Source organism: Idiomarina loihiensis, from assembly GCF_024584785.1.
Classification (GTDB): Bacteria; Pseudomonadota; Gammaproteobacteria; order Enterobacterales; family Alteromonadaceae; genus Pseudidiomarina; species Pseudidiomarina fusca.
This window is the reverse complement of sequence record NZ_CP074112.1, coordinates 1,018,729-1,036,199: the sequence shown is the minus strand read 5'-3', so window position 1 is coordinate 1,036,199 and position 17,471 is coordinate 1,018,729. Positions and strand designations below refer to the sequence as shown.

The 17,471-nt window shown below is 47.0% G+C and carries 16 protein-coding genes and 1 tRNA gene; 9 read left to right on the top strand and 8 right to left on the bottom strand.

Translation table 11 applies throughout. The annotated features are described in order from the left end of the window. Nucleotides 1-188 precede the first annotated feature (188 nt). Nucleotides 189-2,048, top strand: a complete 1,860-nt coding sequence (locus KGF88_RS04925) for a sensor domain-containing diguanylate cyclase (protein WP_153825553.1) — start codon at nucleotides 189-191, stop codon at nucleotides 2,046-2,048. Between the two features lie 112 nt (nucleotides 2,049-2,160). Here KGF88_RS04925 and KGF88_RS04920 read toward each other — a convergent pair. The 3 genes from KGF88_RS04920 to KGF88_RS04910 all read right to left on the bottom strand — a co-directional run bounded on the left by KGF88_RS04920 (nucleotide 2,161) and on the right by KGF88_RS04910 (nucleotide 4,170). After that, a tRNA-Pro gene (locus tag KGF88_RS04920) sits at nucleotides 2,161-2,237 on the bottom strand. A 67-nt stretch (nucleotides 2,238-2,304) separates the two neighbouring features. Further along, complete coding sequence (locus KGF88_RS04915; protein WP_153825554.1) at nucleotides 2,305-3,930, bottom strand: DUF3413 domain-containing protein; 1,626 nt, start codon at nucleotides 3,928-3,930, stop codon at nucleotides 2,305-2,307. 15 nt (nucleotides 3,931-3,945) lie between these two features. Beyond that, nucleotides 3,946-4,170, bottom strand: a complete 225-nt coding sequence (locus KGF88_RS04910) for a DUF1414 domain-containing protein (RefSeq protein ID WP_153825555.1) — start codon at nucleotides 4,168-4,170, stop codon at nucleotides 3,946-3,948. Nucleotides 4,171-4,241: 71 nt separating this feature from the next. Between KGF88_RS04910 and yejK the strand changes: the two genes are divergently transcribed. Then, entirely contained in the window at nucleotides 4,242-5,285 is a 1,044-nt protein-coding gene (gene yejK / locus KGF88_RS04905) for a nucleoid-associated protein YejK (protein ID WP_110075030.1), read from the top strand. Nucleotides 5,286-5,342: 57 nt separating this feature from the next. Here yejK and cspD read toward each other — a convergent pair whose 3' ends face one another. Beyond that, complete coding sequence (gene cspD / locus KGF88_RS04900) at nucleotides 5,343-5,555, bottom strand: cold shock domain-containing protein CspD (RefSeq protein ID WP_110075031.1); 213 nt, start codon at nucleotides 5,553-5,555, stop codon at nucleotides 5,343-5,345. Nucleotides 5,556-5,798: 243 nt separating this feature from the next. On the opposite strand from cspD, the gene clpS reads away from it, so the two are divergent. Both clpS and clpA read left to right on the top strand, forming a co-directional pair. Then, complete coding sequence (clpS, locus tag KGF88_RS04895; RefSeq protein WP_110075032.1) at nucleotides 5,799-6,113, top strand: ATP-dependent Clp protease adapter ClpS; 315 nt, start codon at nucleotides 5,799-5,801, stop codon at nucleotides 6,111-6,113. Between the two features lie 39 nt (nucleotides 6,114-6,152). Continuing rightward, nucleotides 6,153-8,432: an ATP-dependent Clp protease ATP-binding subunit ClpA gene (gene clpA, locus KGF88_RS04890; RefSeq protein ID WP_153825556.1), complete on the top strand. Its 2,280-nt coding sequence runs from the start codon at nucleotides 6,153-6,155 to the stop codon at nucleotides 8,430-8,432. Between the two features lie 19 nt (nucleotides 8,433-8,451). On the opposite strand, the gene infA is transcribed toward clpA, so the two are convergent. The 4 genes from infA to ald form a co-directional block, all read right to left on the bottom strand. Further along, nucleotides 8,452-8,670, bottom strand: coding sequence for a translation initiation factor IF-1 (gene infA / locus KGF88_RS04885; RefSeq protein WP_008489926.1), 219 nt, complete (start codon nucleotides 8,668-8,670; stop codon nucleotides 8,452-8,454). 162 nt (nucleotides 8,671-8,832) lie between these two features. Next, nucleotides 8,833-9,525, bottom strand: a complete 693-nt coding sequence (aat, locus tag KGF88_RS04880; protein WP_162014465.1) for a leucyl/phenylalanyl-tRNA--protein transferase — start codon at nucleotides 9,523-9,525, stop codon at nucleotides 8,833-8,835. Nucleotides 9,526-9,553: 28 nt separating this feature from the next. Continuing rightward, the gene (gene trxB / locus KGF88_RS04875; protein WP_110075035.1) at nucleotides 9,554-10,513 is read right to left on the bottom strand and encodes a thioredoxin-disulfide reductase; all 960 of its coding nucleotides are present in this window, start codon (nucleotides 10,511-10,513) and stop codon (nucleotides 9,554-9,556) included. A gap of 140 nt (nucleotides 10,514-10,653) precedes the next feature. Beyond that, nucleotides 10,654-11,781, bottom strand: a complete 1,128-nt coding sequence (gene ald / locus KGF88_RS04870; protein ID WP_153825557.1) for an alanine dehydrogenase — start codon at nucleotides 11,779-11,781, stop codon at nucleotides 10,654-10,656. 142 nt (nucleotides 11,782-11,923) lie between these two features. Here ald and lrp point away from each other — a divergent pair, with 142 nt between their 5' ends. From lrp to crcB, 5 genes are all read left to right on the top strand, one after another. Then, nucleotides 11,924-12,415: a leucine-responsive transcriptional regulator Lrp gene (gene lrp, locus KGF88_RS04865; RefSeq protein ID WP_110075037.1), complete on the top strand. Its 492-nt coding sequence runs from the start codon at nucleotides 11,924-11,926 to the stop codon at nucleotides 12,413-12,415. A gap of 127 nt (nucleotides 12,416-12,542) precedes the next feature. Then, nucleotides 12,543-15,065, top strand: a complete 2,523-nt coding sequence (locus KGF88_RS04860) for a DNA translocase FtsK (protein WP_153825558.1) — start codon at nucleotides 12,543-12,545, stop codon at nucleotides 15,063-15,065. Nucleotides 15,066-15,123: 58 nt separating this feature from the next. Continuing rightward, entirely contained in the window at nucleotides 15,124-15,765 is a 642-nt protein-coding gene (gene lolA, locus KGF88_RS04855; protein WP_153825559.1) for an outer membrane lipoprotein chaperone LolA, read from the top strand. After that, on the top strand, nucleotides 15,752-17,092 hold the full coding sequence (locus KGF88_RS04850) for a replication-associated recombination protein A (protein ID WP_153825560.1): 1,341 nt from the start codon (nucleotides 15,752-15,754) through the stop codon (nucleotides 17,090-17,092). Before lolA ends, KGF88_RS04850 begins: the two co-directional genes overlap by 14 nt. Beyond that, nucleotides 17,082-17,471 (top strand): fluoride efflux transporter CrcB, encoded by a 390-nt coding sequence (gene crcB / locus KGF88_RS04845; RefSeq protein WP_110075041.1) that lies wholly within the window; start codon nucleotides 17,082-17,084, stop codon nucleotides 17,469-17,471. Before KGF88_RS04850 ends, crcB begins: the two co-directional genes overlap by 11 nt.

Here is a 17,471-nt window from a genome sequence, read left to right as displayed (position 1 = left end):
TATCAATTCAAGTCTTATGTGTTAGATAGCCAACGTTGAGCGACCCAACCCAGTTGGTAACAGATGCATAAGGGTTGGTTATTTATGGGGTAATTATTTCTAGCTTAGGGATATCATCATTGCCAGACCAAGGATTGCACGTAACAACAAAGGACCAAGGCAAATCCCCACCGCCTTACACGAATGCATTGTCTTTATTAAGCCGCCGAGTGATTATTGGAGTGTTAATAACGGGGATTATCGCTAGCACCAGTACCTTAATTCCGCTGTTTTTTTATTTGGATAAAACAGAAGATCGGCAGGATTTAGCTTATGCTTCTGCACAAGCTCTTGCTGTAGAGCAACAACTTACTCATTATGAACAGATAGCTCAACAGTTTGCGAGTCGCTCACAGATACGTCAGCGTTTGGCTTTGTATTTGGACCAGCAACTTGCGCTAGCTCAAGTACAACAAGAGACAGCCGCGCGGCTGGCACATGCTGTCGATTTTATTCCAACCCTAGTGGGGGTGATAAGAATTGCAGCTAATGGCACCGAGATTGCTCGAGTTGCAGGTGAATCAGGCACCACCAGCCTATTAAAGCAGGTAAATCTGAGCCAATTAAATCTACATAGAACGGACTACATCAACCTCTCTGGGCATATTTATATCAGTGTAGTAGCCCCTATTATAAGCCTTAATAATGAAATCATTGGTCATGATGTGTTGCTATTCGACCAAACTGAGATCATTGATATTTTAGAGCACTTGAATAAATTTGATGCAACCACTGAATTTAGTTTACTGCATTTAACCCGCAAAGTTGAGCTTCACTTTAGTTTGACTCCTATAGCCACTGCCGCATCAACTGAATTTAACGCGAATGTGCGCGAGCTGATTAATTCTGAAGCAGTTACAGTTGCCCATGCTTTAGTAGGCCAGCAACCTCAACTTCATAGTGGTGTATTTCATAACTTACATCATCGTCACTTTTATATTCCACTCAGCGAGTCTAATTGGGGCTTGTGGGTAACACAGCCAGAAACGTCATTGCGTGAAGAACTCTTGGTTGAGTTGCTCTGGGTAAGCGGCATAATTTTCTTGATTGTGGCGATAGGTGCCTATTTATTAAAACTTTACATGCGACCCATTATCCAGCAGCAGCAACTACAGCAGCAGCAACTACAGGCACTCAATCGGCAGCTCCAGCTAGCTGGGATGGTGTTTGAAAAGACTCATGAAGCTATTGTCATTACGGATGTGGACTTACGTATTAAGAGAGCTAATCAAGCTTTTTTGAATTTGCTTAACCTGAGCAGCAAAGAGATAAAGCAGCATTCTTTAAGTGATTTTATTGATAGCAACAAAGTCTCTCTGCGGCTTACCGAAACCGTTCGTAAACATTTACAACAACAGGATGGCTGGCAAGGCGAAATCTGGTATCGCACTGCAAAAGGCGAACCCATTGCTGCTTTGCAAACGATCACAGCGGTGCGCAATCAAGAACGCACGGTCACACAGCTTATCCATATCTTTAATGATGTAACAGCAGACCAATTAGCGGTGGAAAACATCAAACAACAGGCCCTAACAGACCCCTTAACTGGATTACCTAACCGAGCGGCTATCAACCATCAGATTACGGTGCTGTTACACAATGCACCGACACACCTAGCCGTGTTGTTTTTAGATTTGGATAAATTCAAGCCTATTAATGACACCTATGGTCACGATGTAGGGGACCAATTGTTACGTTGTATTGGACCAAGAATTAAGGCGCAACTGCGCCATCATGACGTGGTGGCGCGCATTGGTGGCGATGAGTTTGTGATTGTTCTCAATGCGCTCACTGAGCCTAAAGATGCCGAGGCTATTGCTCAGAAGCTGGTGCTCGCATTACAGCAGCCCTTTGTGCTCGAGCAGCATACGGTCACTGTTGGAGCATCGGTTGGGATAGCGCTTTATCCACAGCATGGTGAATACTACGAAACCTTGCTCAATAAAGCCGATAATGCCATGTATCGTGCGAAAGAAAGTGGCCGCAATAGGTATTGCGTGGCGGAATGACAAGCAGCTAGGGCCGTTTGCCCCTCCACGAGCCCCTCGTATACCAACATTTCAAGGGTCTAAAAAAAAGGGCTTAAGCGTTAGCCTAAACCCTTGTTTTTATTTGATTTTTTGGTCGGCGTGATAGGATTTGAACCTACGACCCCTGACACCCCATGACAGTGCGCTACCAAGCTGCGCCACACGCCGACCGAGGGCGTTATATTACTGATAAATTCAACTTTAGCAAGCTCTGCACCGTTCAACTGCGGGTTATTTAATCAATTGCAGCCGTGTTATTATTACTGAAGCGTTTGAGCTTACGAATACCGTCTACAAGAATAGGGGTTGCCGGAACCACCCCAGCTAAAGGTTCATAAGTATCGTTGGCAAAGGTGCGAATATTAGCATCAGCTTCGATCACCGACGTCATCTGTTCTTGATAGATGACTAAATCAGTACCGTAGCTCGTCATCAATGGCAGTTTTCTCACTTTCTCGGTCATATTCACGCCCACCGAGTAACTGGCGGCCTCGTTCGCGCAGCGCATGTAGCTGTGCAATACCGAGGGCATAATATCCGATAGCAGCACCAAGGGTTGGGCTTGCCATGCCAGGTTTGAGCTGATCAACAAAGGCACCTGCAGGTTGTTGATGGCATATGTTTCGGTGCCACTGGATGCTGCTGGCGTTAGCCCCACAATAATGAGCTGCAGTTGTTGTTTCTGTACCTCAGTGAGTGCGGTGTCAACGCGAGCTACCAATTCCGCCCATTGATCTTGGCGATAATAGAGCAGCTCGAGGCTTGCGTTAGGGTTATTCGAGGTGATGTCCGCAAGCGCAAATTCGTCATCGGCACGAAGCTCAATGCCGTAGCTCTCTAAGACGGTTAAGTAGGCCGGTGGGGTGTTGGCTTGTTGCACCGCGCGTCGATACAAATCGGGTAAGCCATAAGTTAACTCAAACAGTGCTGCGCTGACATGGGTTTGTCCGAGTACCGGCGTGGCAACGCTACTAAACTCGCGTAAGCTAGCAGCTTTTACTGGGCTACTGGAAAGCTCCATAAGCTTAGCTGATTGGCTGCTCGTCAGCTTATCCACGGCAATTAACAAGGTGTCGTTAGGGTTGCTCTGGCGCGAACACATCAGCTCGTTAAGCGGGTATTGCAGACTGATATCAGCCCGAGTGCGGATCAGATTCTGGGTAATGGCTTGGCGCTCTTCCACCAACAAGCCGTGCTTGCTCATTAAGGTTTTTGCGGTAGTTGGATAAGATAACGGAAACATATCATCTTGTTTAGTTATCGGAGTGTAAAACACCGCATCTGCCCACACGTGAATACTATGACTTGCTAAAAAACAGGCGACAAAGATGCTAGCAAAGGTTGGTCCCCAATGCTTTTGTTGTAATGAATCTAGGCGCTTCCAAGCGATATTAGACAGGCCTAGCTCAAAGACCAACAACACCACAAAAATAAGTAGCATGCCTAAGAGAATTAAAAAACTAGCGCCGGCAAAAGCTGATTCAGCGTCGCTTGCCAGTTGACTGAGTGAATAGGTATTTAAATGGTAGCCGTATTGGCGATAAAACAAAGCATCAGCAACCAGAGCGATCAAGCCAAAACTAGCAACTAACGTGGCGATGCCCCGAAGCACTCGTGATATCGGAATAAAAATACAGAACGGAAAAATCAGAATGATAAAAACAATAAAGGGTAAAAAGGCAAAATGGCCAAGCCAATTTACTATCAGATAAACAACGCCAAGCGCAGATCCTGGCGCAGCAGATGCTTCTATATATAAAGTACCAATAGCTAATACTAAAAGAATATTAAAAAACGTAAACCAATGGCCCCAGCTTATTAAGCGAGCTATTTTGTCTCTGCGTTGTTTACGTTGCTTCATAGTAAGCTCTAGCGATTATTGTTTATTAGATGCAAGTGATTGTAACAGCACTTTACCAAATTGTTCAGCAATCTTATGCGTATCGTCGGGGTGATAACGAGCTTGAATGGTATTACTAACGGCATTCCCTAAGGTCATTAAAATAAGATCCGTAGGCGCTTGGTGTTGACTGAATACGGCTAACACGTCGTCGAGTAATTGCTGTTGTTGGTTGGCGTTGTATTTGGACACAATAGGCATAGTTTTTTGTCTCAATCTGATAGAATAGCGTCATCTTACCACAGGCACTGCAACAGAATACAAGGGTGACCATGTACGCAGAAGTAAAACATAGCATTATTCATCAGTTTTATACCAATGACGGCCAAATTGGACTGCGCGTAGCTCCAGCAACTTTACCGATTAACGATGAAGTTAGTCTCTTACTGACCGAGTTAACCGATGTATACCAAGCCAAGCCAAGCAAGGGGTACGCTAGGTTTTTAAGCGCCAATGATGAGGATGCCGAGCCGCATCAGCTTAGTGAGTTTCCGCACTTGCTTACGGGGTGGTTAGCTCAACAACTAGAATTTGTCGATTTTTCGCAGCAAGCCGCTAAAATTTTGCACCAGCAATTGCAGCATTACGGCATCTTAGAGGCTGGCTTTTTATTGATGGCGAGCTATACCGACCGCGGTGAAGATTACCTCGTGGTGGCTTTTTTGCCTTTTCAAGATGGCGTTACCATAGCCCCCGATTTATCTGTTGACCGTTCGTCGCAATTAGCTATCAGCAAAGTGCAATTAGCTGCCACTATTAATATCAGTGAGTGGCAGCAAGAACCGGATTCAGTCACTTACATTTCCTTTATTAAGGGACGAGTGGGGCGCAAAGTTTCAGACTTTTTCTTGGACTTTTTGGGCTGTGCCGAGGCTGCCAACCCGAAAAAACAATCACAACACTTGGTTGAAAGTGTGCAAAAGTTCGTTCAAGAGTCGCAATTAGCTGCTGAGCAGGCAAGTCAAGTTCGTCAATCGGTGTACGACATCTGTGACAATCAATGGCAACAAGGCGAACCGGTGCGCGTTAAGGACTTGTCCGAACAGCTGCAGGCTCAAGTGCCATTGGAGCGCAGTTTTGCTGATTTTGCAGGTAGCCAAGAGCAAGCTTTGCCCGAGGAAGTTTTAACGGATCGATCCACCTTACGAAAACTGGTTAAATTTCAAGGGCAAGGTGGCGGTTTGAGTGTTGGTTTTGAACAAACTCTGTTGAATGAACGGGTTAAGTATGACCCACACACAGATACCTTAACCATTCATGGGACACCACCTAACTTACGCGATCAACTGCGGCGGTATTTTGGTATTGATAGTTAAAAAAACGCCGGCGAAAGCCGGCGTTTGTGAAGGTTTCATTATCTAACCACGGCAGGGTTATTTACCTTGAACGGGAATGATATTGGTTGCGTGTAAACCTTTAGGGCCCTGTTCTAGTTGGAATTCAACATCTTGGCCAGCTTTCAGAGTGCGGTATCCATCCATTTCAATGGTTGAATAATGCGCGAAGATATCACCTTCACGATCTTCCGCCTCGATAAAGCCAAACCCTTTAGAGTTATTGAACCACTTCACTTTACCGGTTGCCATACTTCTACTTCCTTTATTCTGCATTTAAGATTTAGTTATTGTTAGAATGGCATCGTGAAAAAAGAAACCAGTATGCATAAGCGCAGGTCTTGAATTTCTTTTTTGTTAACGCCATGTTTTACAATAGGTGACTTTTGCGGATAGTCAAGGCGTTTTTTGTCTAGTTAGTAACCGAACAGCTTAATTTTTTAAAGTTAAGCCATTTTTTGAATTTAATACTATATATAAGAGAAAGGGTTATCGATGAGTCATCCAAATCATCATCACCAGGGTGAAGTGCATACTGAAGACAAACAGGCGTTAAAGCCACCACCCATGTATAAAGTGGTTTTACATAATGATGACTACACTCCGATGGATTTTGTGGTAGAAGTATTAATCAAGTTTTTTCGGATGGACCAGGAGCGAGCTACCGACACCATGCTGACCATTCATTACAAAGGTCGAGCCGTTTGCGGTATTTATTCAGCCGAGATAGCTGAAACGAAAGTTGCGCAGGTAAATCACTATTCGCGCGAACATCAACATCCGTTGTTATGTGGCATGGAACTAGCCTAAGCATAAGAATGTTGGGTTGTTTGGGTATAAGGAGTTGATATGTTGAACAAAGCTTTAGAAGTAACACTCAACGATGCATTTCGTTTAGCACGAGATTATCGGCATGAGTTGATGACCGTTGAACATTTACTCCTAGCATTATTGGATAATCCTGAAGCCAGCAAAGCGTTGCGCGCATGCGGTTTGGATTTCACCAAGTTTAGGCTTGAGTTATTAGGCTATGTAGAGCGCACTACACCGAGTTTTGACGATGACAGCGCGGATACCGAGACCCAACCTACCTTAGGCTTTCAGCGGGTGTTGCAACGCGCGGTGTTTCATGTGCAGTCGGCTGGTAATAGCGAAGTGACCGGTGCTAACGTTTTGGTCGCCATTTTTGGTGAGCAAGAATCTCATGGCGTGTACCTCCTGAACAAACACGACATTACGCGCCTCGATTTGGTGCATTATTTATCTCATGGGCTGACTAAACTAGAGGATGAAGCTAACAACCCAAGCGATGAGCACGGCGCTAGCGAAACCCTTGATAATCATACCGATGAAGAACAGAGCTTTCTCAGCCGCTTTTGCAGCAACTTAAACCAACGTGCCAAAGATGGTCGTATTGATCCTTTGATTGGCCGTGAGTACGAAGTGGAACGGTGTGTTCAAGTGCTGTGTCGTCGACGCAAGAATAACCCTCTCTTGGTGGGCGAGGCAGGCGTAGGTAAAACTGCTATTGCGGAAGGTTTGGCCTACCGCATTGTGCATCATGAAGTACCAGACGTGATGGCTGATGCCGTGATCTATTCCCTTGATATGGGCGGCTTGCTAGCTGGCACCAAGTATCGCGGTGATTTTGAAAAGCGCTTTAAACAATTACTCAAAGAATTAGCCGGGCAAACTAATGCGATTCTTTTTATTGACGAAATTCATACCATTATTGGCGCCGGTGCTGCCAGTGGTGGGGTGCTAGATGCCTCAAACCTGCTCAAACCGTTGCTCTCAAACGGCGAGCTAAAATGCATAGGCTCTACGACTTATAGTGAATTTAAAAATATTTTTGAAAAAGATCGGGCATTAGTACGTCGGTTTCAGAAAATTGATGTCAGCGAACCGTCGGTGGAAGATACCACCCGCATTCTAATGGGGCTGAAAGAACGTTACGAAGAGCACCATCAAATTCGTTATACCCAACCGGCCATCAAAGCGGCTGCTGAATTAGCCGCACGTTACATTAACGACCGCCAGTTGCCAGATAAGGCCATCGATGTGCTTGATGAAGCGGGTGCCAGCCAACGGCTATTGCCTCCGTCGAAACGCAAGAAAACCATAGGCGTTGGCGATATTGAGGCGATTGTGGCCAAGATTGCCCGTATTCCAGAGCAATCGGTGTCTCGTTCAGACCAACACATTCTGAAAAATCTCGATCGAAACCTGAAGCTGGTGGTGTTTGGGCAAGACCAAGCTATTGACCAATTAACCGCAGCTATTCGACTGTCACGATCGGGCTTAGGTCATGAACAAAAACCGATTGGTTCGTTTTTGTTTGCCGGGCCAACGGGTGTTGGTAAAACTGAAGTCACGCAGCAGCTAGCTAAGGCCATGGGCATTGAGTTCTTGCGTTTCGACATGTCTGAATACATGGAACGCCATGCCGTTAGCCGGTTAATTGGTGCACCGCCGGGCTATGTAGGGTTCGAGCAAGGTGGGCTGCTGACAGATGCGGTGATAAAACATCCGCATGCGGTGTTACTGTTAGATGAAATAGAGAAAGCTCACAGCGATATCTACAACATCTTATTGCAGGTGATGGATCATGGCACCCTTACTGATAATAACGGCCGTAAAGCGGACTTTAGGAACGTTATTGTGGTGATGACCACCAATGCTGGCGTGCAAGAAACCGTACGTCAAAGTATTGGTTTTCAGCAACAAGATCATGCTCCTGATGCCATGCAAGAAATCAACCGAACCTTTTCGCCGGAATTTCGTAATCGTCTCGATAGCATCGTTTGGTTTAACCATTTGAATACCGAAGTGATTGAACAAGTCGTCGACAAGTTTATTTGTGAGCTGCAAGTGCAGTTAGACAAAAAACAAGTGTCGCTGACTCTAGATCAAGCAGCGGTGAAATGGTTAGCAGCAAAAGGCTACGATAAAGCTATGGGCGCACGGCCGATGGCTCGTGTCATTCAGGAATATCTGAAAAAGCCATTAGCTAACGAAATCCTGTTCGGCCGTTTAAGCAATGGTGGGGCAGTGGCTGTTACTACGAAAAATGGCGAGTTAGACCTCGCCATTAGTGAGCGCGAAACCACCCCGAGTTCTGCTAGCTAAGCAGGGCTCGGTGGTGCTATTAACGAGCGCGGAAGACGATCCGACCTTTGGTTAGGTCATACGGGGTAAGCTGCACCGTGACAGTGTCACCCGTTAAAATGCGGATATAGTGCTTGCGCATTTTGCCAGAAATATGCGCAGTCACCACGTGACCATTTTCTAGCTCAACACGGAACATAGTGTTAGGTAGGGTATCTAGTACCGTACCTTGCATTTCAATACTGTCTTCTTTTGCCATTCAAATCCTCGATATTTTATCGTTTATATATGCGTTGCAGGGAATGATGAAGGTGGTTAAGAGGTTAACCGCTCGCGCTGATGACATCCCCGTGCGAAAAGTGGCCAGAATTTTAGCCGCTTTTGACAATAAATGCCACTGATAATGCCGTTTGGCCGTGATTTAAAGCTGAGCTTGCTGCCAAAATTGCTTGACGCTTGCCCGTTGCGGCTGTGCAAGTTCAGTTAAATAAGGCGCCCGGGCGAGTTCAAAGGCACCTAAGGAAGCTGTGTGTGGATTCATAATCTGTGCATCAATATAGCTGCCACCAGCTGCAAAAAATGCCTGCGCAAAACGCAGCAGCGCAAGTTTACTCGCGTTCGTGACCCTTTGAAACATGCTTTCTGCACAAAAAAGATTGTTGACGGCAACGCCGTATAAGCCGCCGACCAACTGACCTTGTTGCCATACCTCAATGGCGTGGGCGTGGCCTAATTGGTGCAGTTGCTGATAAGCCGCGATCATTTCGGGATGAATCCAGACCCCACGTTCAGCTTGTGCGTGTACCTCAGCACAAGCTTGGATCACCCCGGCAAAATCCTGATTGATGGTGACCTGCAAGTTCGTAGTGCGGATAAATCGACGCATCGAGCGACTGACGTGGAGGGAGGTTGGACTAAACACACAGCGCGGATCCGGGCTCCACCACAACAAGGGGTCGTCCTCGCCAAACCACGGAAAGATACCTTGTTGGTAAGCTGCGATTAAACGAGCGGGGGCAAGGTCACCACCAATGGCGAGCAAGCCGTTAGGATCAGCTAGAGCAAAACGTGGTGATGGAAACCAGATAGAATCGCTTGCAAGATGTGCAATCACGTTTTGCCCTAGTCGTCTTGAACTAAACTTAGGCTTTGGTTAAGCCATCTAAATAACGTTCTGCGTCCAGCGCCGCCATACAGCCCGTGCCTGCCGAGGTAATGGCTTGACGATAAATATGGTCCATCACATCACCGGCCGCAAAGACGCCAGGTACGCTGGTCGCTGTGGCATTACCGTGGGTACCCGATTGCACGCTGATGTAACCGTCTTGCATGTCTAACTGATCGGCAAAAATACCTGTGTTTGGCTGATGGCCGATGGCAATAAAGCAGCCCATAGCCTCAATCTCACTCAAGGCACCGGTTTGAGTGTCTTTTACGCGCACTCCAGTAACGCCCATATCATCACCTAGGACTTCGTCGAGGGTCTTATGTAAATGCAAGGTCACGTTACCGTTGGCTGCTTTTTCCATTAACCGATCGACCAAGATTTTCTCAGCACGGAAGCTATCGCGACGATGGATAACATGAACTTCGCTAGCAATGTTAGCAAGATACAAAGCTTCTTCAACGGCAGTATTACCACCACCAACAACGACAACTTTCTGATTGCGATAGAAGAAACCATCGCAGGTTGCGCAAGCAGAAACACCTTTGCCCATAAAAGCTTGTTCTGATTCTAAGCCTAGGTATTTAGCTGACGCGCCAGTAGCTACAATCACCGCATCGGCAGTGTATTCGCCGCTATCACCGAATAACTTGAGCGGCTTAGTAGAAAAATCAACGCTATTAATGGTGTCAAAAATGATTTCTGTATTAAATTTTTCCGCGTGCTGCTGCATCCGCACCATCAAATCAGGACCTGTTAAACCTTCAGGATCACCTGGCCAATTCTCTACTTCGGTGGTGGTGGTTAATTGTCCACCTTGTTGTAAACCTGTCACTAGCACTGGGTTTAAATTGGCTCGTGCTGCATAAACAGCAGCGGTATAACCGGCTGGGCCAGAACCCAAAATGAGAAGACGACAATGTTTGGCTGTAGCCATGAAAAATGTACTCCGTTATGCGTTCAAATTATTTCTTAGGTATATGGCCTGATTGTAGGGTTTGCAACCCTAAGAAACAAGAGACCCGCAGGGTTTTCACGCTGCGGGTCTTGGCTTAATAGGTTGACAAAAGGTGAAATTTAACCAGCAACCGCCTGTTGTGGGTCTAGGTATTCCAGACCTAATTGCGCACCTAAATCATCGTGAATCGCTTTATAGGTGATTTTACCTTGATGCATATTCAAACCGTTCAGCAGGTGTGGATCATTCGCTAATGCTTGCAGACCTTTATTAGCTAATGCCAAACCAAATGGCAAGGTAGCATTGTTCAGGGCAATGGTGGACGTACGAGCAACGCCACCTGGCATGTTAGCCACACAATAGTGAATCACATCTTCAACCACATAGGTTGGATCTTGATGGGTCGTTGCTTTAGAGGTTTCAAAACAGCCACCTTGGTCGATTGCTACGTCGACAACCACTGAACCTGGCTTCATGTTTTTCAGGTGTTCACGGGTTAATAACTTAGGCGCTGCGGCTCCAGGAATAAGTACCGCACCAATCACTAAATCAGCTTCACGCGAGTAGGTGTCTACCGCATCAACCGTTGAGTAGATGGTTTTCACGCGGCCAGCAAAAATGTCGTCTAACTGACGTAACCGCGGTAATGAGCGATCTAGAATAGTAACGTCAGCACCCATGCCAACAGCCATTTTAGCTGCTTGAGTACCAACCACACCGCCGCCTAAGATCAGGACTTTTGCAGGAGCTACGCCAGGCACGCCGCCAAGCAGGGTGCCGCTGCCGCCATTGGCTTTTTCAAGGTGGTGTGCACCTGCTTGAATACTCATGCGGCCAGCTACTTCACTCATCGGTGCAAGCAAAGGTAAGCCACCGTTGCGATCGGTTACAGTTTCGTAAGCGATAGCAGTTACGCCAGCTTTTGCTAACAACTCAGTTTGTACTGGGTCTGGCGCTAAGTGTAAGTAGGTATAAAGAATCTGACCCTCACGCAATTGTTCACATTCATGTGGTTGCGGTTCTTTGACCTTGATAATCATTTCAGCCTTGGCAAAGATATCTTTTGGGTCAGCAACAATAGTGGCACCGGCTTGCTCGTAATCTTCGTTGGTAAAACCAATCGCTAAGCCTCCATTTTGCTCAACCATAACTTGATGGCCATGAGCAACATACTCGCGCACTGCAGTGGGGGTTAAGCCAATGCGGTATTCGTGGTTTTTAATCTCTTTTGGTACACCGATAAGCATGGAACAAGCCTCTTTGGTTGATTCTGTAAAACAATGGATAATGGCGGGCATTATAGTAGAAAGCAGGGGTGTGTTTCGTACTTTTTTTGACGCAGAAATTAGTGTATAAATAGCATTAACATGCGCTAAATAGAGAAAAATAATGTTTAGTCCGGAAGTTCCAATAGAAATCACGGTCGACCGTATCGATCGGCGGATTCTACGCATCTTGCAAGCTGAGGGGCGTATTAGTAACGTGCATTTAGCCCAGCGGGTGGGGCTTAGCCCAACGGCTTGCAGCGAGCGGGTGCGTAAACTTGAACGAGAGGGCGTCATTGAAAGCTATCATGCTCGGATTAATCCCGCTAAATTAGGGGCTAACTTAATGGTGTTTGTAGAAATTACCTTGAGTAGAACCTCATCTGATGCGTTTGCTGATTTCAGCGCTGAGGTGCAAAAAACACCGGAAATTCTAGAATGCCACTTAGTCGCCGGTGATTTTGATTTTCTGATTAAAGCACGAGTGCCAGATATGCCTTCTTATCGCAAGTTATTGGGCGAAACTATCTTAACCATGCCAGGGGTCAATGAGTCACGTACTTACGTGGTGATGGAAGAAGTTAAAGCTGATAATAAGGTCTTGATTAAAGGTTAACAAAAGAACCCTACTAAATAGCTGAATAACCCGCACAAGCACGCTACAATAGGGGATAAAATAATTATAACGCTAAGCGCAAGGATATCGATACCATGGCAAAACAGCAGCAACCGCGAGGTCTTAAATGAGCGGTGTACAACGCATGTTGGAAGTTGGCCTTATTTTATGTGGGGCCTTTGCGGTATTTTTGTTTCTGGCGTTAGCAAGCTTTCATCCGGCCGACCCTAGTTGGTCGCAAACGGGATTTGAAGGCACCATTCATAATCATGCCGGCGCCATTGGCGCATGGTTTGCCGACGCTTTGCTCTTTGCCTTGGGTTATGTTGCGTATTTAATCCCCTTTGCTCTGGCTGGTTTGGGCTATTTGATGTTTCGGCAACCCCACCGTTTACTAGAGCTAGACTATTTGGCGGTAGGATTGCGCCTGATTGGTTTAGTCCTGACGCTGATCGGTGCTTCAGCCTTAGCTTCCTTAAATTTTGCTAATATTTTTTCTTTTTCTGCCGGCGGGGTAGTGGGAAACGTTATTAGCCAATCGCTGTTACCCTATTTTAATATGATCGGCACGACCTTATTACTGTTAACTTTTCTCTGTACCGGTTTGACCTTAGTTACCGGTGTTAGTTGGATTTGGTTAGCCGATAAGTTAGGTGAGTGGACCATTACTGCAGCATTATGGCTAGCCGCCCAAAGTCAGCGCGGCTGGGCTTGGGCGATGATGAAGTTACAAGGTCAAGCGCAACAGCGCAAGCAACAAGCGGCAGAGCGCCAAGCGGCGCAGCGCATCATTGATACAGAAGATAGCGATACAGAACATAGTGATACCGAAAATAGCAATGAGAGCGATGCTGCGCTTAATAAGAAAAGCGCTGGCACAGCTAACAAAGCAAACCGCCTAGCGATTGACTCTCCTGTTAGTGCGCGAGTAGAGCCAGAATTAGATGAAGCATTTGACTTGCCAAGTATTCAAGCCACCGATGATCTGAGCCGATTCCAACCACCGCGCGAGCCAGTACGGGTGAATTCTGACGCGACCTCTTTGAGTACTAGTAACGCTGTGCAACCAGAACCGGACACTGAGCTTGGGGCGAATACGGCAGTACCGTCAGCCGCGGATGATGATGCTAACGAAGAACCAAATCAGGGCCCGATAGATCCATTACCATCGATTGAGTTATTAGACCGTCCTAATCGCACAGGTAACCCGTTAACACCAGCTGAATTACAGCAAATCAGTGAAACCGTTGAGGCTGTATTGCAAGACTTCGGAGTGGAAGTGAAGGTTGCGAATGTTCAACCTGGCCCTGTGATCACCCGGTTTGAGCTTGATTTAGCGCCTGGTGTCAAAGTGTCTAAGATTTCAAACTTAGATAAGGATATTGCGCGCTCACTTTCGGCTATTTCGGTTCGCGTTGTCGAAGTTATTCCAGGCAAATCCTACGTCGGTTTAGAGCTTCCTAATAAATCTCGAGAAACGGTATTTTTCAGTGAAGTGATAGCCTGTGATGCTTTCCAACAAAGCCAATCTCCGCTAACCATGGTGCTAGGTAAAGGTATTTCTGGTGCGCCGGTTGTAGTTGATTTAGCTAAGATGCCGCATTTATTGGTCGCGGGTACCACCGGCTCGGGTAAATCCGTTGGTGTGAACGTAATGATTTTGAGCTTGCTGTATAAGAGCTCACCTGATGATGTCCGCTTAATCATGATCGACCCGAAAATGTTGGAGCTGTCGGTGTACGAGGGGATTCCTCATTTACTTACCGAAGTGGTCACCGACATGAAAGATGCGGCCAATGCTCTGCGTTGGTGTGTGGGAGAAATGGAGCGCCGCTACAAACTGATGTCAGCCTTGGGTGTGCGTAATTTAAAAGGCTACAATCAAAAAGTGTTGGAAGCCATGGATGCAGGCGAACCCTTACGCGATCCGTTCTGGAAACCAGGGGACTCGATGGACGAATTACCACCTTACTTAGAGAAATTGCCAAGTATTGTGGTGGTCATTGATGAGTTTGCCGACATGATGATGATTGTTGGCAAAAAAGTAGAAGAGTTGATTGCTCGTATTGCACAAAAAGCGCGGGCAGCAGGAATTCATTTGATTCTTGCAACTCAGCGTCCGTCGGTAGACGTGATTACTGGGCTCATTAAAGCAAACATTCCTACGCGTATCGCCTTTCAGGTGCAGTCTAAAATCGATTCGCGCACCATTTTGGATCAGCCCGGTGCTGATCAGCTATTAGGGCAAGGGGATATGTTGTACTTACCGCCCGGCAGCGGAGTGCCAACGCGAGTTCACGGTGCCTTTGTGGATGACCATGAAGTACATGCGGTGGTCGCTGATTGGAAGAAACGCGGTAAACCTAATTACTTGGATGAAATTCTCAAGGGCGGCTTAGATGAAGACAACCTGTTGCCTGGCGAACAATTAGACATGGGTGATGAAGAAAGTGACCCTCTTTATGACGAAGCAGTCGCTTTTGTGACTGAAACACGTCGGGTATCCGTCTCTAGCGTGCAGCGCAAATTCAGAATTGGTTACAATCGGGCGGCACGAATTGTGGAACAAATGGAAGTAAGTGGGGTCGTTAGTAGTGCCGGCAACAATGGCCAGCGTGACGTTATTGCACCGCGTGCTCCGCGCGATTAAGGCTTATTACCTAAACATTGCTATTGCTGGTCTCACTCAAAAAGGTAGAAGGTAAAAAATGACGTTTAAAACCCTAGTAGCATACTCAGTTGGTATCTTTGCGTTAGCGCAGCAAGCGCTACAGCCGGTTGCGGCCAACGATGCCGATCGTGATGCTCTGTTAGAGCGCCTAGCGCAAGTATCCACACTCGAAGCAGACTTTAGTCAGCAAGTTACCGATATGAACGGCGATTTGGTGCAGCAATTGCATGGTCGCATGGCGCTCGGACGTCCTAATTATCTGTATTGGCAAACCGATGCTCCTGATGAGACCCTGATGGTCGCTGATGGCATCAATTTATGGTACTACAATCCCTTTGTTGAACAGGTTACTGTCTATCAACAAGCTGAAGCAGTGGAGCAAAGTCCGTTATTATTGTTGCTTGATGCTGATGCTACAGCTTGGGCAAATTATGACGTTAAAATGGCTGACAACAGTTTTGCGTTACAACCAAATGACCAAGCGCAGAGCCCGCAAAGTTTGCAGTTGGTGTTTGCCGGTGCGGATCTGAAGGCACCACTGAGCCGAATCATTCTAGATGACGGGCAAGGCCAAATGAGTACCATTGAGCTAACCAACGTGAAGCTTAATGGTGCGGTCGCCAAGCAATTATTTACCTTTAAAGTGCCGGCTGGAGTAGATGTGGATGACCAACGCTAACCAGCGCTTGGCGTTCGACCCTGATTTTCGGCCATTGGCGGCACGGATGCGACCTCGGCGTTTGGCTGAGTACATCGGCCAAGAGCATTTGTTAGCGCCAGAAAAACCGCTTTATCAAGCTATCAGCAAGGGCCTATTACACTCGATGATTTTGTGGGGGCCACCTGGTACCGGCAAAACCACCTTAGCTGAGCTGGTGGCAACCAGTGGGGCTGCCCAATTAGATAGAATCAGTGCCGTAACTGCTGGGGTGAAAGATATTCGCCAAGCCATAGAAACGGCCAAGCAGCGAGCTTTGCAACGGCAACAGCGCACGGTATTGTTTGTCGACGAAGTACATCGCTTTAATAAAAGCCAACAAGATGCCTTTTTACCTCACATAGAAGATGGCACCATCATTTTCGTGGGGGCCACCACTGAGAACCCTGCGTTTGAACTCAACAACGCACTGCTGTCTCGGACCCGCATTTACCGGTTGCAGAGTCTGGATGAAGAGGCCATTAAAAAAGTCATCATGCAGGCCTTAACCGACTCTGAACGCGGTTTGGGTGAACGCCACTTGCAGCTTAGCGACGACGCCTTGCAGTATTTATTGCATGCTGCTGCTGGGGATGCACGGCGTGCCCTGAATTACTTAGAAATTAGTGCCGATGCGGCTACCGAGTCTGAACTTAACTTAGCCTTAGTCAAGGAGGCTGTCGGTGGGCGGCAAGCAAGCTTTGATAAGCAGGGTGATGCTTATTATGAGTTGCTTTCAGCTTTGCATAAATCAGTTCGCGGCTCTTCTGCTGATGGCGCACTCTACTGGTATGCTAGGATTTTGCATGGCGGCGGCGACCCTTTGATCGTCGCACGACGTGTCCTTGCGATTGCCTCTGAAGACATCGGTAACGCCGACCCGCGTGCGCTACAGTTGGCTTTAAATGCTTGGGATACCTTTACCCGAGTAGGCCCAGCCGAGGGCGAACGGGCGATTGCGCAAGCTTTGATTTATTGTGCCTTAGCGCCCAAGAGTAATGCTGTCTATCAAGCTTTTAACCAAGCCAAGCAACTGGCGGCAGATTATCCAGATTTAGCTGTACCTAAGCATTTAACCAATGCACCCACAGCGTTGCATAAAGCTGATGGCTACGGTGCCGATTATCGTTATGCCCATGACTATCCACAAGCGATTGTTCCGGGTGAACGTTATCTGCCCGCAGTTCTTGCCAATCAACAGCTTTATCGCCCTAACGACCGCGGCTTAGAGCAGCAACTAAAAGCTAAACTAGAGTGGTTGCGTGAACAAGATCAACGTAGCAATTGGCGACGCAGTGATGTTGACTAACTGGGTTTGGGTAGGCTTAGGCGGCGCCATCGGTGCTATGGCTCGGTATGGGGTAGGGTTACTGTTGCCACATATCCTTGGTAAAACGTTCCCTTTCGCAACACTTACCGTTAACATATTGGGGTCATTCTTGTTGGCAATGCTGCTGGTGTGGCAACAACAGCAAAGCATTCATCAGTCTTGGTGGCTCTTTCTAGGAGTCGGGTTGCTCGGTGCTTTTACTACTTTTTCAACTTTCTCGGTAGAAGTTGTGCAGCTTGCCCAACAAGGCGAACTACTTAAAGCTGCGATTCATGCAGCTGCTAATTTTATTTGTTGTCTGGCGGCAGTGCTGATAGCGCTGTGGCTAAAACCTTATTATTTAAATATCTGGGATTAA

Coding starts and splice junctions, on each gene's coding strand:
- infA (WP_008489926.1), bottom strand. CDS start 8,670: ATGGCAAAAGAAGACAGTATTGAAATGCAAGGTACGGTACTAGATACC.
- KGF88_RS04910 (WP_153825555.1), bottom strand. CDS start 4,170: ATGCCTATTGTGTCCAAATACAACGCCAACCAACAACAGCAATTACTC.
- yejK (WP_110075030.1), top strand. CDS start 4,242: ATGTACGCAGAAGTAAAACATAGCATTATTCATCAGTTTTATACCAAT.
- ald (WP_153825557.1), bottom strand. CDS start 11,781: ATGCTTATCGGTGTACCAAAAGAGATTAAAAACCACGAATACCGCATT.
- crcB (WP_110075041.1), top strand. CDS start 17,082: ATGTTGACTAACTGGGTTTGGGTAGGCTTAGGCGGCGCCATCGGTGCT.
- trxB (WP_110075035.1), bottom strand. CDS start 10,513: ATGGCTACAGCCAAACATTGTCGTCTTCTCATTTTGGGTTCTGGCCCA.
- lolA (WP_153825559.1), top strand. CDS start 15,124: ATGACGTTTAAAACCCTAGTAGCATACTCAGTTGGTATCTTTGCGTTA.
- cspD (WP_110075031.1), bottom strand. CDS start 5,555: ATGGCAACCGGTAAAGTGAAGTGGTTCAATAACTCTAAAGGGTTTGGC.
- KGF88_RS04915 (WP_153825554.1), bottom strand. CDS start 3,930: ATGAAGCAACGTAAACAACGCAGAGACAAAATAGCTCGCTTAATAAGC.
- KGF88_RS04860 (WP_153825558.1), top strand. CDS start 12,543: ATGAGCGGTGTACAACGCATGTTGGAAGTTGGCCTTATTTTATGTGGG.
- lrp (WP_110075037.1), top strand. CDS start 11,924: ATGTTTAGTCCGGAAGTTCCAATAGAAATCACGGTCGACCGTATCGAT.
- KGF88_RS04850 (WP_153825560.1), top strand. CDS start 15,752: ATGACCAACGCTAACCAGCGCTTGGCGTTCGACCCTGATTTTCGGCCA.
- clpS (WP_110075032.1), top strand. CDS start 5,799: ATGAGTCATCCAAATCATCATCACCAGGGTGAAGTGCATACTGAAGAC.
- clpA (WP_153825556.1), top strand. CDS start 6,153: ATGTTGAACAAAGCTTTAGAAGTAACACTCAACGATGCATTTCGTTTA.